This window comes from Gemmata palustris (assembly GCF_017939745.1).
Lineage (GTDB): Bacteria > Planctomycetota > Planctomycetia > Gemmatales > Gemmataceae > Gemmata > Gemmata palustris.
Window position 1 is genome coordinate 3,180,899 of record NZ_JAGKQQ010000001.1, and the last position, 19,432, is coordinate 3,200,330.

The 19,432-nt window shown below is 69.8% G+C and carries 13 protein-coding genes; 11 read left to right on the top strand and 2 right to left on the bottom strand.

Translation table 11 applies throughout. The annotated features are described in order from the left end of the window. Position 1: 1 nt before the first annotated feature. Positions 2–2,527, bottom strand: coding sequence for a DUF1549 and DUF1553 domain-containing protein (locus J8F10_RS12920; protein WP_210654211.1), 2,526 nt, complete (start codon positions 2,525–2,527; stop codon positions 2–4). 155 nt (positions 2,528–2,682) lie between these two features. Here J8F10_RS12920 and J8F10_RS12925 point away from each other — a divergent pair, with 155 nt between their 5' ends. The 11 genes from J8F10_RS12925 to J8F10_RS12975 all read left to right on the top strand — a co-directional run bounded on the left by J8F10_RS12925 (position 2,683) and on the right by J8F10_RS12975 (position 16,368). Beyond that, a complete protein-coding gene (locus J8F10_RS12925) occupies positions 2,683–3,000 on the top strand; it encodes a hypothetical protein (protein ID WP_210654212.1) in 318 nt (105 codons plus the stop codon). A gap of 553 nt (positions 3,001–3,553) precedes the next feature. Beyond that, positions 3,554–4,807, top strand: coding sequence for an RNA polymerase sigma factor (locus tag J8F10_RS12930; protein ID WP_210654213.1), 1,254 nt, complete (start codon positions 3,554–3,556; stop codon positions 4,805–4,807). 1,099 nt (positions 4,808–5,906) lie between these two features. Next, a complete protein-coding gene (locus J8F10_RS12935) occupies positions 5,907–6,602 on the top strand; it encodes a DUF4082 domain-containing protein (RefSeq protein ID WP_210654214.1) in 696 nt (231 codons plus the stop codon). 438 nt (positions 6,603–7,040) lie between these two features. Next, entirely contained in the window at positions 7,041–7,868 is an 828-nt protein-coding gene (locus tag J8F10_RS12940; RefSeq protein WP_210654215.1) for a hypothetical protein, read from the top strand. 76 nt (positions 7,869–7,944) lie between these two features. Continuing rightward, the gene (locus J8F10_RS12945) at positions 7,945–8,490 is read left to right on the top strand and encodes a hypothetical protein (RefSeq protein ID WP_210654216.1); all 546 of its coding nucleotides are present in this window, start codon (positions 7,945–7,947) and stop codon (positions 8,488–8,490) included. Between the two features lie 128 nt (positions 8,491–8,618). Beyond that, on the top strand, positions 8,619–9,836 hold the full coding sequence (locus J8F10_RS12950) for an MFS transporter (protein WP_210654217.1): 1,218 nt from the start codon (positions 8,619–8,621) through the stop codon (positions 9,834–9,836). Then, a complete protein-coding gene (locus J8F10_RS12955) occupies positions 9,833–11,095 on the top strand; it encodes an MFS transporter (RefSeq protein ID WP_210654218.1) in 1,263 nt (420 codons plus the stop codon). The genes J8F10_RS12950 and J8F10_RS12955 overlap by 4 nt, the downstream gene beginning before the upstream one ends. Then, the gene (locus J8F10_RS12960) at positions 11,085–12,143 is read left to right on the top strand and encodes a metallophosphoesterase (RefSeq protein WP_210654219.1); all 1,059 of its coding nucleotides are present in this window, start codon (positions 11,085–11,087) and stop codon (positions 12,141–12,143) included. The genes J8F10_RS12955 and J8F10_RS12960 overlap by 11 nt, the downstream gene beginning before the upstream one ends. Positions 12,144–12,155: 12 nt before the next feature. Further along, positions 12,156–13,412 carry an anion transporter gene (locus J8F10_RS12965; RefSeq protein WP_210654220.1) on the top strand — a complete coding sequence of 419 codons (1,257 nt, stop codon included), beginning with the start codon at positions 12,156–12,158 and terminating at the stop codon, positions 13,410–13,412. A 68-nt stretch (positions 13,413–13,480) separates the two neighbouring features. Then, positions 13,481–14,974, top strand: coding sequence for a two-component system sensor histidine kinase NtrB (locus J8F10_RS12970; protein ID WP_210654221.1), 1,494 nt, complete (start codon positions 13,481–13,483; stop codon positions 14,972–14,974). After that, positions 14,971–16,368, top strand: coding sequence for a sigma-54-dependent transcriptional regulator (locus J8F10_RS12975; RefSeq protein ID WP_210654222.1), 1,398 nt, complete (start codon positions 14,971–14,973; stop codon positions 16,366–16,368). Before J8F10_RS12970 ends, J8F10_RS12975 begins: the two co-directional genes overlap by 4 nt. A gap of 20 nt (positions 16,369–16,388) precedes the next feature. Here J8F10_RS12975 and J8F10_RS12980 read toward each other — a convergent pair whose 3' ends face one another. After that, positions 16,389–19,283, bottom strand: a complete 2,895-nt coding sequence (locus J8F10_RS12980; RefSeq protein WP_210654223.1) for a serine/threonine-protein kinase — start codon at positions 19,281–19,283, stop codon at positions 16,389–16,391. Positions 19,284–19,432: the final 149 nt, after the last annotated feature.

Here is a 19,432-nt window from a genome sequence, read left to right on the forward strand (position 1 = left end):
TTTACTGATTGAACCAGAACTCCTTGGTGTTCACCAGCGCCCACAGGATGTTCTCGTAGGCGGTCTTCTTGCCCGCAGCGCCCCCCTTGGCTTCGAGCTTCTTGATGTGCTCGATGGCCCCGTCGAGGTCGTCCTTCGTTGGCTTGCGGGCGAACACCCACAGGAACAGGTCCGTGACCTTCTCTTCGTCCGGGCGCTTGTCGTCCGCTTTGGTGAGCGCGTCCGCGCGCCCGCCCCCGCGCTTGATCTTGCCCTCCACCTCGTCACTGTTGAGCATGTGCAGCACGGCCGCGAGGTTCGCTTCGCTCACCCGTTCGCACTCGCACGCGCTGATGCGCTGGGGCCGCCCGTTCACGTCCAGGAAGTACGACTGGAACGACTCGTCCGGCAGCATGATCGCCCGGTTCGGGGCGTTCTTGTCTGCCGGGAGCCCGTTGAACCGCGACGGGCTGTCGGTCACCTGGCACAGCGCATCAAGCAGCACTTCCGCCTGGAGCCGCTTCGGGTAGTAGCGGGCGTAGGTCTGCTTGTCGTGCTTGTTGAAGTCGTTCGGCGCACTGCTCAGTTGGTACGTCCGGCTCTTGCAGATCGTCTTGACGAGCGCCTTCAGGCTGTACTTGTTGTCCACCAAGTTTTTCGCGAGCGCGTCGAGCAGTTCCGGGTTCGACGGCGGGTTGGTGATGCGCATGTCGTCGAGCGGGTCCACGATCCCGCGCCCGAAGAAGTGTGCCCAGTACCGGTTCGCCACCGTCTTCGCGAAGAACGGGTTCTTCGCGTCCACCATCCAGTCCACGAGCTTCTGCCGCGGGTCGTCGTCGGTGGAGACGACCATCGGGTCCGCGTCGAGCGGCTTCGGCTCGGCGGGCTTCTGCGTGCGCTTGTTCTGCACGCTGCCGGTGGTGCGGATGTAGATCGTCTGGACCCGGTTGTCCTGGCGGTTCGGGTCCGTGTTGGGCAGCCGTACTTCCTTGCGCCCGATGCGGCCGTAGAACGCGGCCAGCCCCCAGTAATCGTCCTGCGACCACTTCTCGTAGGGGTGGTGGTGGCACTGGGCGCACGCCAACCGCTGGCCCAGGAACACCTGGCTCACGTCGTCCACGAACTGCTCGGCCTTCTCGACTTCCTTGTACCACACGGTCGGCGGGCTCTTGCGCTCGTCGCCGCTGGACGCGATGATCGCCCGCGCGAAGTCGCTGTACGGTGTGTCCGCGGCCACCTGCTCGCGAATCCACTCGTGGAACGCGAACGTGCCCGGCGCGCGGTCGGCCTGCTGCCGGCGCTTCACGCGGAGGATGTCGGCCCACTTGTTCGCGAAGTAGAAGGCGTACTCCGGCGAATCGAGCAGTTTGTCGACCAACTTGTCGCGCTTGGCCGGGTCCGCGTCCGCGGTGAACGCGAGCACGTCCTTCGGCGTGGGGAGAGAACCGGTCACATCAATGTACACGCGGCGGATGAACTGCTCGTCGCTGCACAGTTCGGAGGGGACCAGCCCGAGTTCTTTCCACTTCTTGGCCGTGAACTTATCGACCACTGTTTTCTCGGCGAAGGTCCAGTCGGGCGTCTTCACGCCGAGCGGCACCGTGGCGCGAAACACCGCGACCATGCCCTGGTACCGGGCCATCACCGCGGCCTCGCCGCTCATGCCGAGCGTGTGGACCAGTCCGCGCTCTTCGACCGTGGCGATTTCCGGGTCGTTGCTCTCGTACTGTGCCCGGCGCGTGATGTCTTCCACCGTGCCGTCGGTGTAGTGTGCGTACACCGCGAACTGCTGCTTGCTCTGCCGGCTCAGCACGCGGTGCTCGGGGTACACGCTGATCTTGGTGACCTTCGGGTCTTTCTCGTCACCCCACGGCATCCCGGCCGCGATCCAGCGCCGAACGAGCTTGTACTCGTCGGAGTCGGGGTCCATCTTCTTACCGCCACCATGCGGGGCGCGCCCGGTGGCCTTCATCAGAAAGAGGCTCGCGTCCGGGTTCGCGGGGAACAGGCGCCGACCGCGACTCTCCTTCACGAGCGTCATGAAATCGAGGTCCGGCTCGAACCCGAGCAGCGACAGCCGAAAGCCGTTCTGCCCCGCGAGTTTGCCGTGGCACCCGCCGGAGTTGCAGCCGAGCTTCGTGAAGATCGGCACTACTTGGTTCGTGAAGTTCAGTGGCAGGTTCTCGCCCAAGCTCTTGACCCCGAGGGGCACCCGCGCGGTTTTCCCTCCGAACGTCGCCACGACCTCCGACGACCCGTTCGCACGCGGAACGATGCGCCCGCCCACGAGCGCGGCGGCCAATTTCCCGTCGGCAACGGTGTAAGTCGCGTCCGCGGTGAGGTCCACCAGTCGCCCGTCGTTCAACGTGCCGGTCACGACGAGTTGCGTCGCGTCGTCGGCGCCCGTGAGCGCCACCTTGGGCGGATTAATCGCGATGCTCTTCACATCCGAGGGGTTGATTTCAGCGGCCCCGGCCCGGGTCGCGTTGGTTCCATGCGTCGCAACAAAGGCGAGGAGAATGGCCCAGCGTTGGACGTGCTTCGGCATGGGATGAGACCCTCGATTGGGGTAGCGAGCGGTGGGTGCGGACTTTCGGCGGAACATTAGCGGCAGGATGGTGTGATTGTCGCTTATGCTTGGTCGAAGTGCAAGTGGGAGCAATAGAAAGCGAGGAGACACCCCGGAACGCGCGGACCGACACCATGAGCGAATACCTGTGCCTCACACTCATTGCCGAGGCGGGCGAAACCGAGAGTGCGTTCAAAACGCGACTGACCGCGTTCTGGTCGCACCTGATCCGCACGCAGCCCGACACCTACGAGGCCGTGTACGCGGAAGCGAAGCACTTCGACGCGACCGGTGGTCGCGTGTCGCGCCAGTACATGGTCGGCGAGGGCGCCACGAGCGCCGTACTCGAAGCACTGACCACGAAAGGAATTGCGGCCGCGCCCGTGGACACCGACGACACCTACACCAAATACGAAGCGAGCGGAAGTGAGTGGTTCCAAATCGCGCACTGACGTGCGAGAATCAATTGAGTTTGCGAACGAGCAACACGCGGCCCTTCCCGATTGGATGTTGTGACCCGGGCAGCAGTTGCTGAAATCGGAATATGACATCGAAACCCCGGGAACCCCGGAGTTTTTGCATTCCTCCGTGACACCAGTTGCCCCGCGTCGCGCCCTCGCGCGGGTGTCAACGGGTGTCAGATCCGTCGGGGCCGTTTAGTTCTCGGGGATAGGAAAGTCCACCCGCTCGGTGACCCTCGCGGTTCGCCAAGAGACGCGGGCGAACCGCGAGGGTCACCGAGCGGGGGAGTCAATCATTCGGCCCATATTCACACATTAAACAGCCCTGTCAGATCCGTGAAGTTGCTTGTGCCCTTCTCGGCGCTCAGTTACACTTCTCAGCCCTCCCACATCCACGAACTGGTAACCCGCCGGTGAACCCGGTGAACGGCGTGACGCACCGCGTCTGGGTCAAAAGACCAGGGGCACTTTCTGGATTTCGGGACGCTCCGCCGCTCGAACGGCCTCTATCCAGGTAGATACAGCAGCGAAACGGAGGTCGCGCGTGGCCCGCTTGCTTTCCGGTCTCGTCCACCGCCTCGGCCGGGTCGTCGCCCGTGACGGACTGGCCCAACTCACCGACGACGAGCTTTTGCGGCGATTCACCGCGGACCGAGACGCCCTCGCTTTCGAGGCCCTCGTCTGGCGGCACGGCCCGATGGTGCTCGGGGTCTGCGGGAGGGTACTCGGTCGGACCGGGGACGTTGAGGACGCTTTCCAGGCGACCTTCCTCGTGCTCGTGAGACGGGCTCGGGCCGTCCGCTCGGGCGAGGCCCTCGCCGGGTGGCTCTACCGCGTGGCACGTCGGGTCAGCACCCGCCTCGCTCGCGAGCAGGGCCGGCGGGCCGCGCGCGAGTGCCTTGCGGCCCGACCGGAAGCCGTCACCGAGGGCGCGGTCGAGTGGTCCGACTGGCGCGCGCTCCTCGACCGCGAGGTGGAGCGCCTGCCCGCCCCGTACCGCGAGGCGTTCATCCTGTGCAGTCTGGAAGGCCGGGCACAAGAGGACGTCGCGCGCGAACTCGGGTGCCCGGTCGGAACGCTCCAGTCGCGGCTCGCGCGGGCGAAGGAGCGGCTCCGCACGCGCCTCTCCGTCTGTGGCGTGGCGCTCCCGGTCCTGGGCGCGGGGACGGTCTCCGCTCGGCTCGCGACCACCACTGTGTCCGCGGCCATCGGGCTCGCAAGCGGTTCTCCAACCTCGGCGGCACCCGTCGCCCTTGCTCTTTCACAAGGAATGTGGAAACCAATGGGAATTCTCAAGGCGAAAGTCGTGTTCCTGACCCTCGTGGCAACTGCCGCCGCGGGGTCCGCGGTCGGGTACGTCGAGCCGCCGTCGGTAGTCCGGGCCGCTCCGCACCCCGCATCGGCGGACCCAACGCCCGAGGAGTTGAAGAAGGAAAACGAGCGACTCCGCCACGAGATCGCGCACCTGAAGAAGAAGCTGGCCGCAGCCATGCTCCCGAGCGGCGATGTCCCGACGGACCAGGAGGTTATCAAGGCCCTCCCGAAACCGCCGGCCGGGGCGACGCGGGACGACATCGTAATCGTGAAGGAGAAGATCCTCGATCGGCTCGACCCGCCGAGGCACTTCCCGAACGTCGGCCAGGCCCGGCTCCGGGTACAGCACTGGGAGTGCTCGGCCTACTTCACCGATATCGTGGTCCTGCCGTGGCCGTTCTCGGTGAAACTGACGAAGCCGCGTGTCTGCGTGGTGTACATCGACAAGGACGTGCTCGTGCCCGTGAGCGGCGGGGGGAAGTGAGAGATCAGAGTCGAGAGGCCACGTTCCTGAGCAGGATGCGGTAAGTTCCGCGCCCCAAGTCGGGAAGTGGGCACCACGGGAACAGAGCGGGCCGCGGATCATCCCCGGCCCTTGTCGTTGACTGGTGCTTCACAGTAGCCCGCATCGCGAAGACGAAGCGCAAGGTCGCGGCGGACCTCGTAGCGAATGGGCTACCAACTATACAGCGCAGATTATTGAGTAAATCGGCTGGTAGGCTTGGATTGATTGTGCGCCCGAGTATAATTATCAGACTCGACCCAACTTTCCGCTAAGGCCGACACCATGCCCAATTACACGATTTCATTCGACCTGTACGACTCCGATTCATCAGTGTACTCAGATTTGTACCTTTGGGTTCATTCTCTGGGCGGATATCACTATGTGCTTCTTGCAGAAAACCAATGGGGTCGGTTGCCGTCCACCTGTATAGTGCTCCCAATAAATACGGATGACCCGTTCGCGGCTGCTGCCCATTTTCAAGACGCTGTTCGTAAAGAGTTTGGCTACGATGTTTCCCACAGCATGGCGGTTGCTGGCGAGCCATCCGGATTCACAATCTCACAATCGCCACCGCGCTACGCGGCTGACCGCAAGTTGGCTGTTAAGCAGCATTTCATGCGTAAATTCCAGCGTACTCTGGGAGTCGCCCCTGACCCGATTCGGTAAAGTGATTGCGTTTTCCACAGATCGTCCTGGACCTTTCCATAGGCCGGAACGACACTTCTAACTCACGCGGGCTTCCTCGTGCAACAACCTAAACCGCCGTTTAACCGGCGGTCTCGTGGTGGTAGTTGCTGTCGGAAGGCCGTCAGTTTATTCACCTCCAAGCGCATCTCTCACGTTGCCACTTCCCTCGCAATCTTCGCTCGCTGCCCGAGGCTGATGGCCTCGGCCTGGCTCACACTCGGCGAACACGATTGCACTCAACATCGCAGCTAGGCACCAATCACCGAAAACTTGGAGCTGTTGCCCGTCTTTCAAAGCGCGGAATCTGCTTGCGTCGGATGTTCGATCGTGCGACCCTAACGCCTCGGTTTCGTGTCCATCATCGCTAACTTGATTCGAGAAGGCAGAACTCATGAGACAGTTTTGGTTGATCGCGTGCGTAGTAACGACAGCATTGCTTGGCACAACACAGGCTCAAGCGGGGTTCCTGGTCAGCGGCGCCGGTTCCGGGAACAACAGCGGTTTTCAGTCGAATCAAACCGGTACGGTAGGGTTCGAATTCACGGTCGGCAGCCAGGACCTTGTTGTTACCAGCCTCGGCGTTTTGGACCTGGACTTCATCGCCGCCGGGAACGGTCTCGCATACGCGCACAAAGTTTCTCTCTGGGATGCTACCGGCACCACGCTCCTCGGGAGTGCGACCGTCCCGGCCGGCACCACGGCACCTCTGGTCAACGGGTTCCGCTTCGTCGAACTCGCGACATCAATCAAGATCCTGGCGGGTCAGAGTTACGTGTTGGGAGCCTATTATGAGGACCCCCAGGGCGTTTTTGCCAACGACCTCTTTCGCTCCAACAATGCGGGCCAGATGCAAGCGATCATCTCTGCCGATGTGACCTACGTACAGGGGCGATTCGCCTTTGGGAACGTGTTCCCGGGTTCCCCCGCGAGCACCGGTTACGTCGGCCCGAACTTTGAATACGGCGTTTTCTCTGATCCACCCGTCACGGCGACACCGGAGCCCGCATCTCTTGTCAGCGGGTTGATCGGTCTGGCGACTCTCGGCGGCCTCCGACTCCGCCGCAAAGCCAGCGCGACCATCGTTTAACCCGCGCCCACGAAACGAACGCGGGCCGCCTCAGTGGGCGGCCCGCGTTCGTTTCACACTCGAACACGTCACTCACGCGACCTCGGCCACGTCCCGGAGCTTCTCCCGCGCGATCGTCACCATCTCTCGAACTCGCGTCCCACTGACGCCCAGGTCCGCCGCTCCGGTGGGCGGAGATCCCCCGCTTGTGCGGGGGACTCTCGCCCACCGGAGCGCGCACGCGACGATCGTTGTGCGGTGCCCTCGAAATTTGTTTCGGCCACGAACTGCTGACTTTTTCGCCCATTTCATCGAATCGCGCACGCGCTTCTCACCGAATTGCGATCTCGGCTCCCGGTTTGCCATTGGGTTCAGCGGGTCGGTGGGGCGCTCTCGCGACCGCTTCGCTCCGCTGGAACCCGATCCGACACAAACGGTCGCGCGAACGGGAGAGACGACATGCGATTCACATCCGGCCGGTTGATTGGACCGGCCCTGTTCCTGGTCGCGAGTTTACTGGTGGTTACCGCGGGCGGGGCCATCGGGCAACCCGGCAAAGACAAGGAGCCGGGCAAGGAGAAAAAGGACAAAGACAAGGGGCCGAAAGGCGGTCCCGAAAAGGGCACGAAAGAGCTCCGCAAGGCGTTCGACAGTATCACCGATGCCGCCCAGAACGCCCCTTCGGGCCAAGAGGCGGCGCGCCTGCTCGACCACGCGAAGAACTTCTACCGCGCGGCGCACCGGGCGCACCCGGACGAGCCGCGCCGGTTCCGCGAACTGGCCCTCGCCGCCACCGACGCGGCGCGCGGGCTCGATCACCTGCGCCGGGCCTCGTACCAGCCGGTCGCGAATTTACCGGAACCGCCGTTAGATTCTGACGGCCCGCCCGCGCCGAAGGACGGCCCGAAGGCAAAGGGACCGCCTCCGGCCCCGAAGGACGGCCCGAGGGGGCGCGAGCCGCGGGACGCGGCGAGCGAGAGCGGCCCGTGGGCGCCGGCACTCGACGCGCTGACCGACGTCCACAACCAACTCGCGACCGCCGAGCCGCCGGCCAGGGGCGCGGGCCGGGACTTTTTCGAGTCCGCGAAGAGCGCCAACCGCCAGGCCCGCACCGCTTACGAGGCGGGGGACTACCGCAAGGCGGCCGAACTCGCTCGCGCGGCCGGTGCCTGGCTCCGGGTCAACGAGCACCTCGAACGGGCCGAGTGGGACGGGGCCACCGCACCCCCACCCGCGCCCGAGCCGAAGGGCAAGGGCGCGCCGCCGCTCCCACCCGCGAAGAACTAAACCGGAACCGCACTACGAGCGCGTCGGACCGTCTGGCGCGCTCGACCTTACCCGTATTCCCGGAGCAACCCCCACCGTGAGCAAGCACCGCCGCAACACTGGATCCGAGTCCCGCACGCTCTCGGGCACGGTCCGCCAGCACAATTTCAGCCCGAAAGGCGAGATCGAGGGGCTGGTTCTCGAAACCGAGGCCGGCCCGGTCCAGGTGAACTTCCCGCACGGACCGAGGGCCACCGAGTTCCCGACGCCCGTGCCCGGTTCGCTGATCCGATTTGTCGTTGGCGCCGATCACCGCGCTGCGGAACACGACCCGGGCGATCACCCCGTGTGCGAGTTCGTCGCGGACGCGGACGCGGCCCCGGTCCCCGAAGGGGGCCGGCGGCCGGCGACCGCGGGCGTCGTGATCCGTCTGAATTATGCCCGGCACGGCGAGCCGAACGGTGTCGTCCTCGATACTGGCGATTTCGTTCACCTGAAGCCCCACGGGATGCGCCTCGTCCCGCTTGCCCTCGGCGCCCGTGTCGTGGCCGAAGGGGCGTCCCGGCCGACGGTCACCGGTCACCGGGTCATTGAGGCGTCCGTTGTCAACGGCGTTGAAGTCGTCCGCGGGGACGCGCACTAACGGGAGCGCGACAACACTACAAGGGCCGGACCGTATCGGCCGGCCGCCGGTAACACTGGCGTTCGTTGCGTGTCCAATTCGCTCGGGCTCGCGCGCCGGTGAGCCGTGCAATCAATCGGAGCTGACTCATGTCCACCGTCGTGGCCCCCCACCTGACCACCGAGGCCCCGCGGATCGCCCCGCGGGACCGGATCGGGCTGAACGCGGCCAACTTCTTCCTGGCCGAACTGACGGGCGTCGTGATCCCGTTCCTGGCGAAGATGCTGGCCGACCGGAGCTGGCGCGACGACGCGATCCAGTACACGGCCGCCGCGTGCGGGCTGGGCGTGTTCCTCGCGCAAACACCGGCCGGGTTGCTCACAGACCGGTCCCGTAACCGCCGGCTCCTGCTCGCCGGCGCGTCACTCGTCGTCGGGGCGTGCTTCGGGTTGCTCCCGCTGGCGCCCGACACCGGCTGGCTCATCGGCCTGTTGGTGTTCCTCGGCGGCGTCGGGCAGGCGTTCTTCGTCCCGCTGCTCGGCGCGCTCGCGCTCGGCCTCGCGGGGCCGGCGGTGCTCCACAAGGTCATGGGCGAGAACCAGGGGTGGAACCACGCGGGCAACATCGCGGCGGCGTTCACCGCCATGACCGTCGCCGCGTGGCTCGGGCTGCCGGCCGTCTTTTACACCGTCTGCGTCGTGTCCGCGTTCGCCGCCGCGAGCGCCTTCCTGATTCGGGGCTCCGATCTGAAAGGGGGACCGGGAACGGTGGTCGAGGCCGGGCCGGGGCTACGGGCACTGTTCCGCGACCGGCGGGTGGTCGTGCTGTTCGCGGCGGTGGCGCTGTTCCACCTGGCGAACGCGCCGGTCATGCCGCTCGTGGGCCAGTACATCGCCCGCCTGGGTGGGAGCGACACGCAAGTGGCGGCGGTGGTGCTGGTCGCCCAGGCGGTGATGATCCCGGTCGCCGTGCTGTCCGGGTGGGCGTGCAACCGGTGGGGCCGCAAGCCGGTGCTCGCGATCGGGTTCGTTGCCCTGCCGGTTCGCATCCTGTTGTACTCGTTCACGTCCGACCCGTGGGTCCTGGTCGCGCTCCAGGTGTTCGACGGGATCGGGGCGGGCGTCTACGGCGTGGTCGCGACCGTGGTGTGTGCCGATCTGACCCGCACGCGGGGCGGGTTCAACGCGCTCCAGGGGGTGCTCGCGACGGCCTTGGCGGTGGGCGGGGTTCTGGGGCCGCTCGTGGCCGGCCCGATCGTGCAGCACCTGGGGTTCGCGCCCGCGTTCCGGGCGTTCGCCCTCGTCGCCGCGGTGGGGGCCGGGGTGTTCCTCGCGCTCATGCCCGAAACCAAGGAGGACGTGTCGTGACGCGCGCCGCGATCGAACCGCCCCCGACTCCACCTCCCGCGCCGCGGGCCCGCGCGGCCCTGCACGGGGCGTACTTCCTGGGGATGACGGGGATCGGGTTCTGTTTGCCGTACCTGCCACTGTACTTGAAAGAGGAGAAGGGGTTCTCCGACCGGGGCATCGCGCTCGTGTGGGTGCTCGCCGCGGTCGCGGGGCTGGTGCAGTTCCCGGTCGGGGTGTGGTCGGACCGCGCGGGCGTGCGCAAGCCGTTCCTGGTGACCGGGCTCGCGGCCCTGGCGCTCGCGACCGCGCTGCTGCCCCTCGCCGACCCCGCGGGCGCGTGGGGCGCGGTACTGGTCGGGGCGCTCGTCGTGTTGTTCGCGGAGAACGGGCCGTGCCGCGCGACGGTCGAGAGCATGGCCGGTGCGGAGGCCACGCGCCTCGCGCCCCCGGGCGGGGTCGGTGCGGCACTGGGGGCCTTACGGTTCTGGCGCCCGGTCGCGGTCGTTCTGACCGCACTGGTGGGCGGGGCCGTGGCCGAGGAGCGCGGGGTCGGGTGGCTCCTCGGCCCGCTCGCGGTGGTGCAGGGGCTGGCGGTCGGCGCCGCGCTCCTCATCCGCGAGCGCGGCCCGCCCCCGCCGCTCGGCCCGGGCGCCGGTGGGCCCCCGCACCGGGACGGGCGGTACCTGAAGGACCCGGGGTTGTGGGCCTTCATCGCGGCAATGGTTCTGTTCCACGTCGCCAACGCCCCACCCGGTGCGTACCTCGGGCTGTTCCTCAAGAACGACCTCGGGGCACCGGCCCGTGACCTGTCTTACGCGTTCGTCGTGAGCATGGTGGCGTGGAGCGCGTGCGTGCGCCCGGTCGGGTGGCTGTCCGACCGGCTCGGGCGCAAGCCCCTGCTGGTCGCCGGGTGGGTGGCGATGACGGTCCGGCTCGGGCTCCTCGCACTGGCCCGCGAGGGCTGGCAGGTGCTGCTCGTTCAGGTGCTCGACGGCCTGGCCCAGGGCCTGTTCGCGGTGGCCGCGGCCGCGTGGGTGACGGACCGGCTCGGCGGCCCGCGCCGGGCGGGCGCGGCCCAGGTGCTGGTGGGGAGCGCGCTGGTGCTCGGGTCCGCGATCGGGCCGGCGCTCGCCGGGCTGGTGGTCACGGACCTCGGCTACCGGGGCGTGTTCGGCCTCCTCGCGGGCGTGGGCGCCGGTGCGACGCTCGTTGTGATCTGCGCCGTCCCCGGGGGGCCGGCCCCGGCGCCGACCGAGGAGGGGACACGTGACTCCTGACGCGCCCGTAACGGTTATGATCCCCGGCGACCTGCACCTCACGGACCCCGGGCAACCGAACTACGCCGCCGCGCTTCGCGCCGTTGGGGACGCGAACGAACTGGTCCGCCCCGATTTCGTTCAGTTCATCGGGGACAACGTGCAGGACGGGTCCGACGAGCAGTTCGCCCTCTTCGGTTCCCTGTGCGCGCGGTTGCGCGTGCCGTGGTTCGCGCTCGTCGGCGACCACGATGCCCCGGGCGACCCGGCGGCCCGCCAATTCCGGGAACGGGTCGGTGCCCCGTGCGGGGCGGTCGCGATCCGCGGGTTCCGGTTCCTGCGCTTGAACACTCAGGAGGCGCGGCCGGTCGGACTGTCTCCCGGCCAGATCGCGTGGTTCCGGTCGGAGGTCGATGCCGCGCGCGCGGCGGGCGAACGGGTGGTGGTGTTTCAGCACAATTATCCGTACCAGATCTGGGAAGACTTCGCCGGCCCGGGTACCGACGCCTGGCGCGAGATCGTGCAGACGCGCCGGGTCCACGCCCTCCTGTGCGGCCACACGCACTACTGGCAGCTCGCCAACGACGGGCGCAACGTGCTCGCCGCGGTGCGCTCGATCGGTGACCCGGAGGGCGGGGCGCCCGGGTACGCGGTCGCGGTCTTCCACGGCGAGGATTTTGCGCTCACGTACCGCCCGGTCGCGGAGCGCGGGCCGCTGGTCCTCGTGACGCACCCGCGTGAGATGCTGCTCGCGACCGGGCCGGATCACGTCGTGACCGGGGCCGACGAGGTCCGGGTGCGGGTGTGGGCGGGAGCGCCGGTCGGTGCGGTCGAATTGTGCCTGAACGGTGACACGCGGGTACCGATGGACCCGTGCGGGGACGGGTTTTGGCGGGCGCCCCTGCCCGGCGCGCGCCTGGCGAAGGGCGCCCACCGGCTCGCGGTGCGGGCCGAGGACGCGACCGGTGCCGTCGGCGGGCACGAGATCGAGTTCGCGGTCGATCCCACCGGGCGCTACACCGCCGTGCCGATGGTCCGGCCCCTGGTAACTTCAACGGCCTTTTGCTGAACGGGAGAACTCGTGTCGGGAACAACTGCCCTGTGGTTGACGCTGTTCTGGTTCGGGCTGACCTACCTGGGGCTGGCCCTGGGCCGGCTCCCGGGGTTGCGCACCGACCGCGCCGGGGTCTCGCTGGTGGGTGCCGCGGGCGTTCTCGCGTGCGGCCTCCTGTCGTTCGAGGACGCGGTGCGGGCGGTCGATTTCGCCACGATCGCGCTCCTCCTGGGGATGATGGTGGTCGTCGCGTTCCTGCGGCGGGCCGGGTTCTTCGCGCGGCTCGCGGGGCTCGCGCTAGGGCGCGTGAAGTCGCCGAAGGCGTTGCTTGCCGTGACCATGCTGATGTCCGGGGCGCTCTCCGCGCTCCTGGTGAACGATGTGGTGTGCCTGGCGCTCACGCCACTGGTGTTGCACCTCACGCGGCGCCTCGGACTGGACCCGCGCCCGCACCTGGTGGGGCTCGCGGTGGCGAGTAACCTCGGCTCGGCCGCGACGCTCACCGGGAACCCGCAGAACATGATTATCGGGGGGCTGTCGGGGATCTCGTACCTGCGGTTCGCTGCCAAACTCGCTCCTCCGGCGCTCATTTGTTTGGCGATTGGCTACGTTGTCACGCTGATCGCCTATCGGACGGCTTTGAAGGGAAGTGCGCAACCGGGCGCGGCACCGAACGGCAACGGTGACCGCGTGCCCGACGGGGCGCGGCACACCGCGCTGCTCGCGAAGAGTTTGCTCGTCACGGGCGCGGCGGTCGGGCTGTTCTTCGCCGGGGTGCCGATGGCCGTTGTCGCGCTCGGGGCCGCGGCCGTGTTGCTGCTCGATCGCGTGAACCCCGCGAAGGTGTACGCGCACATCGACTGGAGCCTGCTCCTCATGTTTGCCGGGCTGTTCGTTGTGGTACGGGCCTTCGAGGTTCACGTGCTCGCGGCGAGTGGGGTGGGCGAGTGGGCGGGCCGGGCCGATCCGGTGTGGGCGCTCTCCGGGCTCTCGGCGGTCCTGTCGAACGTGGTCTCGAACGTCCCGGCCGTGCTCCTGTTCAAGCCGGTCGTGGGGGCCATGCCGGACGCGGCGCGCGAGACCGCGTGGCTGGCCCTGGCCCTGTCCAGCACGTTCGCGGGGAACCTGACTGTCTTGGGCTCGGTGGCGAACCTGATCGTGGTCGAACAGGCGCGGAAGGAGGGCGTGACGATCGGGTTCTGGGATTACTGCCGGGTCGGTATCCCGGTCACGCTGATTACGCTCGTGGTCGGGGCCGCGTGGCTCGCCCTCGTCCGGTATTGAGGAACGGGCTACTCTGAGATGGACGCGGGCGAGCACGTTCGACTTTGGGAATTCTGTACGAGGGCAAAATGGGTTGGGCGCGGGTCACCGTGGTGGTCGTGGTGTTCGCAGTGTCGCTCGCGGCACTCGCGGCCAGCAGCGCGCTGGCGCTCTGGGGGGGCGCGGACGAGCTCGCGGCCCGTGACCAGCTCCGGGCCGCGGCCACCGAACTGGGGGCCGCGGCCCGTGGACCCGTACACGAGTTGCCGACGGACGACGCGGGCAGCGTGGTACCGGAACCGGACACCCGCCGGCTCACCGAGATCGCGCGGCGGGTGCTGACGAACTACCCCGGTACGGAGGGCGGGTTCTACTTCGTGCGCTCGGACCAGTTCGCCGGGACCGTGGTGAGCGGTGCGGGGCCGGAGCCGCCCGTTACCGATCGAAAAGGTGCCGAGAAGACGGGCCACGAGCCGAAGGCGGATCAGAAGAAGGGCGGCAAGAAAGACGGTGACAAGAAGGGGGGCACCCGGCCGGACGCCCCCGGCGCCCCCGTCCGGCGCGACCCCCCGCCATTGGAAGCGCCGTCGATCCGGCAACAGTGCCGCGAGGTCGCGGGCACCGAACCCGGTTGGCCGCCGGTCGTGGAGGTCCGGGACGTGGGGCCGAGCCGGGTCGCGGTCGCGGCGCTGGCCGTGGGGGACGAGCGCCCCGCCCGGGCGGCGGTGTGGGTCATGGTGCGGCTCACCGGCCCGGAGCAACAGAAGGCCCGCCTCGCCCGGCTCCAGGCGGCGACGGGGCTCTCGCTCGGGGGCGTGGTCCTGGCCCTGGGGCTGACCGGCGGGCTCGCCGCGTCGCTCCGGCGCGAGGCCCGGCGCCGGGCCGCCCTCGGGGACGAGTTGCGGAAGGCCGAGCACCTCGCGATCTTGGGGCGGTTACTCGCGGGCGTGGCTCACGAGGTGCGCACGCCCCTCACCGCGATCCGCTCCACCGTACAACTCTGGGAACGGCTCCCCGCCCAGGCCCGCACGCCGGAATCGCTCGCGGCCGTCGTCGGCTCCGTCGATCGGTTGAACGAACTGGTCGGCCGGCTGCTCCTGTTCGCCCGGGCCGGGCACGAGAGCTACCGGTCCGTGGGCTTCAACGCGGTGACCGCCGAGGTGCTCGAGCTCGTCCGCGCCCGCGCGGACGCTCAGGGCGTGACGATCGAAGCCGATCTCGCCCCGGACCTGCCCCCGGTCCCCGGCGCGGCGCAGGCGATCGGCCAAGTGGTCCTGAACCTCGTCACCAACGCGCTCCAGGCCATGCCGGGCGGCGGGCGGTTGACGTGCCGCACGCGCGCGGCCCGGGGGCGCGTGGAACTGGCCGTCAGCGACACCGGGCCGGGCGTCGCGCCGGACGCCCGGGACCGCGTCTTCGAGCCGTTCTTTACCACCCGTTCGGACGGCACCGGTCTGGGGCTGGCACTGTGCCGCGAGGTCGCCCGGCAGCACGGCGGCGACGTGGCACTCGACCCCGCGGGCGGCCCCGGCGCGACCTTTCGCTTCACCCTCCCCGTGACCGTGGGAGGGCCCCCCGCGTGACCACCAAGCACCCGGACGGGCCGACGATCCTCGTCGCCGACGACGACCCCGCGACCCGCGCGAACCTCGCGCTGTTGCTCCGCTCGGAGGGGTACCGGGTGGTCGAAGCGGCCGACGGGAACGCGGCGGACCGGGCCCTGGGCGACCCGTCCGTTGCCGCCGCGCTGCTCGACATCAAGATGCCCGGGCGCGACGGCCTCGCGGTCCTGCGCGCGCACGCGGACCGGCTCGAGGAGGTGCCGGTGGTGGTGGTCACGGCCTACGGGGGCAGTTCGGCCGCGATCGAGGCCATGAAGCTCGGGGCCTACGACTACCTCACCAAACCGTTCGACCTGGACGAGGTCCTGTTCACCGTGCGCCGCGCGCTCACGCAGCGCGCGCTCGTGGCCCAGGTGCAGGCGCTGTCGGCGGACCCGCTCCGGGACGACCCGGACCCGGACGGGGACGAGCTGGTCGGGCGCGCCCCGGCGATGGTCGCGGTGTTCAAGGCCGTGGGGCTGGTCGCTCCCGCCGACGAGCCCGTACTGATCCTGGGCGAATCGGGCACCGGTAAGGAGCTGGTCGCGAACGCGATCCACCGGAACTCGCCCCGGGCCGCGCGCCCGCTGGTCAAGGTGAACTGCGCGGCGCTCAGCCCGGCGCTGCTGGAGAGCGAGCTGTTCGGGCACGAGAAGGGCGCGTTCACCGGCGCGGTGGCCCGGCGCCGGGGGCGGTTCGAGCAGGCGCACGGGGGCACCCTGTTCCTCGACGAGGTCGGCGAACTCGGGCTCGAGCTCCAGGCGAAGTTGCTGCGCGTGCTCCAGAGCGGCACGTTCGAGCGCGTGGGCGGCGAGGAGACGCTGACCGCGGACGTGCGCGTCGTGGCGGCGACCAACCGCGACCTCAAAGCACGGGTCGCGGCCGGCGAGTTCCGCGAGGACCTCTATTACCGGCTCGACGTGGTCGCCGTGACGCTCCCGCCGCTCCGCGCGCGGCGCGAGGACGTTCCCCAGTTGGCGGAGCACATCGTGAAGCAGCTCGCGCGGAAGCACGGCTGGCCGGGGCTCGCGCTGTCACCGGAGGCCGTGGCCGTTTTGGGCCGGCGCGAGTGGCCGGGGAACGTTCGCGAGTTGCGGAACGCCCTGGCCCGGGCCGCGATCCTGGCCCGGGGGCGGGTCGTGCGCGCGGAACACCTCGCCGGCGACGACCCCGCGGTCGCGCCGGTCCCCCCGGTCGTTGTTCCGCCCGGAGCCGGCTCGCTCGACCTGCGGGCGGCCGTGGCCGAGGCCGAGCGGCGGGTGATCCAGCAAGCCCTGGAGCAGGCCGGCGGGAACCGCACTCGTGCGGCCGGGCTGCTGGGCATTAGCCGCCGGCAATTGTTCGACAAGGTCCGCGCTTACGGCCTCGATCGGTGACCGGAGCGGCACGGCACGGGTTACGGTTTCGTCGGGGCTCGAGGTGAGGGGCGCGGTGGCGGAGCGAGGGGGACCGGGTCGCGCCACCGATCAGCGTCCAGTGCGCGCCCCCACCGGTCGTACAGGTCGGCGAGCGCGCGCCGGTTCAGGGCGATCAGCTTCGCGGGCGCGCCCTTGGTCGCGCTGAGCACCTTGTGGCCCGCGAGGAGGCGAGGCTCCGCGTCGGTGAAGCGGTCGAGTTGCTGGAGGCAGGCGCCCAGCAGCACCTCGGCCTCGGCGGTCTGCGGGGCCGCCGGCGCGCGGGCCGAACGCGCGCGCCATACGGCCTCGTGCATCGGGAGCGCCTCCCCCGGGTTCCCCGACTCGCGCAGTGCCGAGGCGAGGTCCGAAAGGGCCGCGAGCGCCTCCGGGTGGTCGGGGGCGTTCCGCTCGCGCGCGGACCGGAGCAGGTTCCGGTAGAGCGGCACCGCGTCCGCCGGGCGCCCGGTCTCCCGGCACACGACCGCGAGGTTGTTGACCATTGCACGGGCGAAGGCCGGATCGCCCCCGGGCGCTCGGCCCAGCACCCGCACGCTCTCTTCGAGTAAGGGGCGCGCCTCGAACGGGCGCCCGGCGAACCGGTGGGCCGTCGCCAGCGTACACATCGCGCGCACGGTGTCCGGGTGCTCGGGACCGCTCACCTCGCGCCGCCGCTGGAGGCAGTCTTCGAGCAGGGGGGTGGCGTCGGCCACGCGCCCGGCCGACAGGTACGCGACGGCCGTGTTGTAGAGGAGCGTGAGCGTGTAGGGGTGGCTCGCGCCCAGTGTGCGCCGGTGCGCCCGCAGGCTCTCTTCCGTGAGCGCGAGTCCCTCCCTCGTCCGCCCCGCGCTCTGGTACGCGAGGGCGAGCGCGTTCATCGCGGCGAGCGTTTGCGGGTGCCCCGGTCCGAGGTCCGAGCGCCCGACCCGCAGGGCCTCTTCCGCCAGCGCGAGCATCTCGGCCGGGCGCCCGGTTTCGCGGTAGATCATGGCGAGCGTGACCGCCGCGACGAGCGTGTCGGGGTGCGCGGCCCCGAGGTGCCGGCGCGCCAGGGCCAGCCCCTCCTCGGCGAGCGGGACCGCGTCGCGCGCGCGCCCGGCGCCCCGGTAGTGCTCGGCCACGTTGTTCATCGAGCGGATCGTGTCCGGGTCGGTGGCCCCGAGCGCCTCGCGCCGCAGTGCCAGGCACTCCTCGTGCAGCGCCAGGGCCCGGGCCGGCGCGCCGGCCGCTCGGTGGGCCGAAGCGAGGTTGCTCACCACCGCGAGCGCGTCGCGGTCGGTGCGCCCGAGGGCCGACCGCGCCCGGTGCGCGCACTCTTCGAGGACGCGCACCGCGTCCCCGGGGCTCCCGTCCTCGTGCGTCGCGCGCCCGAGGCCGTTCATGAGCTTGAGCGTGTCCCGGTGGTCCGGCCCGAGGCGCGCGGTCCGGAGCTCGAACGCGGCCCGGAGCTGGACCCGAGCGCGGTCGAACGCCCCCAGGTCCAAGTACGTCGCTCCCAGGGCCGCCCGAACCCCCTCTTCGGCCGCGGGGCGGTTGCGGAACCGGGGGCCCACCGATTGGGCCGCCCGGTCCAGGGCCTCGCGAACCGTCAGTTTCGGGTCCGGGGCGAGGCGCGCGTCCGCCTGGGCGCGGCTCGACGCCTGGCGCAGCAGGTCGTCCAGCAGGAACCCGTTGATCGCCGCGGTCTCGGCGGCCGCGTCCTCGGCGCGGCGCTTGTCGCCCAGAGCCGTCTCCTCGGCGGCCCGCGCCCGGGCGCGCTCGGCCTCGGCTTCCTGGCGCTGGGCGACCTCGGCGTCGCGCGCCACCGTCGCCCGGTGCGCTTGCCACCCGGCGACGGCGCAGCCGGCGACCAGGGCGAGGGCGGTCAGGGCCGAAAGAGCGGCAACGGTCCGGTTCCTCCGGCACCAGAGCCACGCCCGGCGCGCGGGACCGATCGGGCGCGCCCGGACCGGTTCCCCGCGCGCCACGCGGCCGAGTTCGTCGGCCAGTTCGGACGCGCTCGGGTAGCGCGCGGTCGGGTCCTTGGCGAGGCACTTGAGGCACACCGTCTCGAGGTCGACGGGGACGGCGCGGTTCACGCGCCGGGGACGGGCCGGGTCGGCACTCCGGACCCAGGCGAGCACGTTGGGCGTGGTCCCGACGAACGGGGGCCGACCGGTCAAGCACTCGTAGAGCGTGGCCCCGAGCCCGTACACGTCGGTCCGGGCGTCCACCGGGCGCGCGTCCGCTTGCTCGGGGGCCATGTACGACGGCGTCCCGATCGTGACGTTGGTCTGCGTCGGCCCGCGCGCGGACCCGATCCGCTTGGCGAGCCCGAAGTCGGTGATCTTCGGGCTCCCGGCGGCGTCGAGGAGCACGTTGGCGGGCTTCAGGTCGCGGTGCAGCACCCCGGCGGAATGGGCCGCGTCCACGGCCCCCGCGATCGCGCCCACGAGCGCCGCGGCCCGGAGCGGGTCGAGCGGCCCCGTCACGAGGGCGTCCGCGAGCGACGGTCCCTCGACGTACTCCATCGCCAGGTACGCCCACCCGTTATCCTCGCCGGTCTCGTAAACGCGCACCGCGTTCGGGTGCGAGAGGTGCGCGAGCGCACTCGCCTCGAGGTGGAAGCGCACGAGCGCGCCGGGCTCGTCGGAGTGCATGACCTTGAGCGCGACGGGCCGATCGAGTTGGGGGTCGCGGGCCAGGTACACGACCCCCATGCCCCCGCGCCCGATCTCGCGCTCGACCGGGTACCGCCCGATGACCAGGCCCGCGGGCGGGGCGCCGCGGGGCGGAAGTTGTTTCGGGCCGGCGGCCCCTCCCGGCGGGCCGAACCGGGCAGTCGGGACGACTCCGGACCGGTCCGGCTTCGGCTCAAGGGGCTCGGGGCGCTCACCGTGTACCGCTGATTCACCCATTCCGGCCCCTAAACAGTACCTCCCGCGATCCAAGTAAACGGGGCGGCACGAAACAGTGTCCGACACGGCGCGCGAACCGAAAGGGCCGGGGCCGCGGATTTGAAGGCGTTACTATAGGGTGCGGCTCGCGTTCCTTCGATACATTCGGA